The sequence below is a fragment of the Nonomuraea sp. NPDC049141 genome (assembly GCF_040648415.1).
Taxonomy (GTDB): Bacteria; Actinomycetota; Actinomycetes; order Streptosporangiales; family Streptosporangiaceae; genus Nonomuraea.
In genome coordinates this window covers 1-2480 of record NZ_JBEZDR010000070.1, presented here as the reverse complement: position 1 = coordinate 2480, position 2480 = coordinate 1, and the positions used below count along the sequence as shown (strand labels likewise).

Annotated in this window: 3 protein-coding genes; all 3 read left to right on the top strand. The window is 69.7% G+C overall.

Annotated elements, in window-relative coordinates; genetic code table 11:
* The first annotated feature begins 27 nt into the window (after positions 1-27).
* Positions 28-1032 carry an ABC transporter permease gene (locus AB0B91_RS64035; RefSeq protein ID WP_089003016.1) on the top strand — a complete coding sequence of 335 codons (1005 nt, stop codon included), beginning with the start codon at positions 28-30 and terminating at the stop codon, positions 1030-1032.
* Positions 1029-1985, top strand: coding sequence for an ABC transporter permease (locus AB0B91_RS64030; RefSeq protein ID WP_089003017.1), 957 nt, complete (start codon positions 1029-1031; stop codon positions 1983-1985). Before AB0B91_RS64035 ends, AB0B91_RS64030 begins: the two co-directional genes overlap by 4 nt.
* A gap of 63 nt (positions 1986-2048) precedes the next feature.
* A partial coding sequence (locus AB0B91_RS64025) for an ATP-binding cassette domain-containing protein (RefSeq protein ID WP_358342781.1) occupies positions 2049-2480 on the top strand: 432 nt, incomplete at its 3' end.

The window sequence follows — 2480 nt, the reverse complement described above, 5'->3', positions numbered from 1 at the left end:
ACCCTCCGTACCCCTTTCGAGGCCGCCGTGTTCCGGTTCATCGTCAGACGCCTGCTTCAGCTGATACCCACGCTGTTCGGGCTCTCCCTCCTGCTGTTCATCTGGCTCCGCCGACTGCCCGGCGGTCCCGAGACCGCCATCCTCGGTGAGCGTGGGACGCCCGAGATGCGCGCCCAGATCCGGCGCAACATGGGCCTCGACGAGCCGATCCTGGTGCAGTACGGCCGGTTCGTGCGGCGGCTGATCCGCCTGGATCTGGGCACCTCGACCTCCACCAAGCGGACCGTCGTCACCGAGTTCGTCGAGCGGTTCCCCGGCACGGTCGAGCTCTCCGTCACGGCGATGCTGATCGCGGTCGGCGTCGGCATCCCGCTGGGCTACCTGGCGGCCCGCCGCCGTGGCCGGATGCTGGACCACCTCTCCGTGGGCGGCTCCCTGATCGGCATCTGCATCCCGGTCTTCTTCCTCGCGTACGTGCTCAAGGCGATCTTCGCCGAGAACCTCGGCTGGTTCCCGGCGAGCGGCCGGCAGGACCCGACGCTCGGGGCGACGCGGGTCACCAACTTCTTCGTCCTCGACGGTCTGATGACCCGGGAGTGGGACGCCGCCGCCGACGCGCTCTGGCACCTGGTGCTGCCGGGCGTCGCGCTGGCCAGCATCCCCCTGGCGATCATCGTCCGGATCACCCGGGCCAGCGTGCTGGAGGTCCTCAACGAGGACTTCGTACGCACCGCCGAGGCGAAGGGACTCACCGAGAGCACGGTCCGGCGCCGGCACGTGCTGCGCAACTCCATGCTGCCGGTGGTCACCTCGATCGGCCTGCTCACCGGCGGCCTGCTCTCCGGCGCGGTGCTGACCGAGACCGTCTTCGCCTTCAGCGGCATCGGAGCCTTCATCTACGAGGCGATCAGCCAGCGTGACTATCCGGTCCTGATGGGCTTCATCCTGATCATCGCGGTGGTGTACGTGCTGGTGAACCTCCTGGTCGACCTCTCCTACAGCCTGATCGACCCGAGGGTGAGGGTCCGATGACGATCACCAGCGGCAAGAAGAAGGAAAAGATCGACCGGCTCGCCGAGCTGGCGGCCCGGGAGGACGAGCGCGGCGTCAGCCTCTGGAAGGAGGCGTTCCGCCGGCTGCGGCGCAACCCGGCGGCGATCGTCGGCGCGGTGATCCTCAGCCTGTTCCTGCTGGTCGCGATCCTCGGGCCGTTCTTCGTCCCGCACCCCCCGGACGCCCAGCTCTGGAAGAGCGAGATCCGTCTCGGCGACTTCCCCGGCTTCCGTGGGGAGAACTGGTTCGGCGTCGACCACATCGGTCGCGACGAGTTCAGCCGCATGATCGTCGGCGCCCGGCAGACCCTGCTGGTCGGCGTGGTCTCCACCCTGATCGGCCTCGCGGTCGGCTCGCTGATCGGCGGGATCGCCGGTGCCGCCGCCGGCCTCGGCGGCCGGTGGGGCCGGGCGGTCGACAACGTGCTGATGCGTTTCGTCGACATGCTGCTGGCCATGCCGAGCCTGCTGCTGGCGATCAGCATCGCGGCCCTGCTCGGCGCCGGGCTGACCACGGTCATGATCGCGGTCGGCGTGGTGTCGGTGCCGGTCTTCGCCCGGCTGCTGCGCGGCTCGATGATCTCCCAGGCGAACAGCGACTACGTCCTGGCCGCCGTCTCGCTGGGCGTCAAGAAGCCGAAGATCGCGCTGACCCACGTGGTGCCGAACTCGCTCGCCCCGGTCATCGTGCAGGCCACCCTCACTTTGGCCACCGCGATCATCGAGGCCGCGGCGCTCTCCTTCCTCGGCCTTGGCAACAACGACGCCTCCATCCCCGAGTGGGGTGTGATGCTCGCCGACGCGCAGCAGTACCTCGACTCCGCGCCCCGGCTGGCGATCCTGCCCGCCCTCGCCATCATCGTCACCGCGCTGGGCTTCACCCTGCTCGGCGAGGCGATGCGCGAGGCACTCGACCCGAAGCTGCGGAAGTAGGGCCGGTGAGCGCGAGGAGTGAGCTTGCGAGCCCCGCAGTCGCGAACGAAAGGCGGGCCCGACATGGCTCTGCTTGATGTCGAAGATCTCTCCGTCACCTTCGCCCGGCGCGGTCAGCGCACCGTGCACGCCGTCGACGGGGTCTCCTTCTCCGTCGACGCCGGCGAGGTGGTCGGCCTGGTCGGCGAGTCCGGCTGCGGCAAGAGCGTCACCTCGCTGGCGATCATGGGTCTGCTGCCCAAGCAGCCGGGCCTGCGCGTCGGCGGCAAGGCGGTCTTCGACGGCACGGACCTGCTCCAGCTCGACGACCGGTCCCGGCGGGACATCCGTGGCCGGGACGTCGCGATGATCTTCCAGGACCCGCTCTCGTCCCTGAACCCGGTGATCCCGATCGGGTTGCAGGTCACCGAGGTGCTCACGCGGCACCGGGGGATGAAGGGCGCGGCGGCGGAGAAGGAGGCGGCGGCCCTGCTGGACCGGGTCGGCATCCCCGAC

Bases quoted from the DNA above. Each gene is read 5' to 3' on its own strand.
- AB0B91_RS64030 (WP_089003017.1), top strand. From the start codon at position 1,029: ATGACGATCACCAGCGGCAAGAAGAAGGAAAAGATCGACCGGCTCGCC.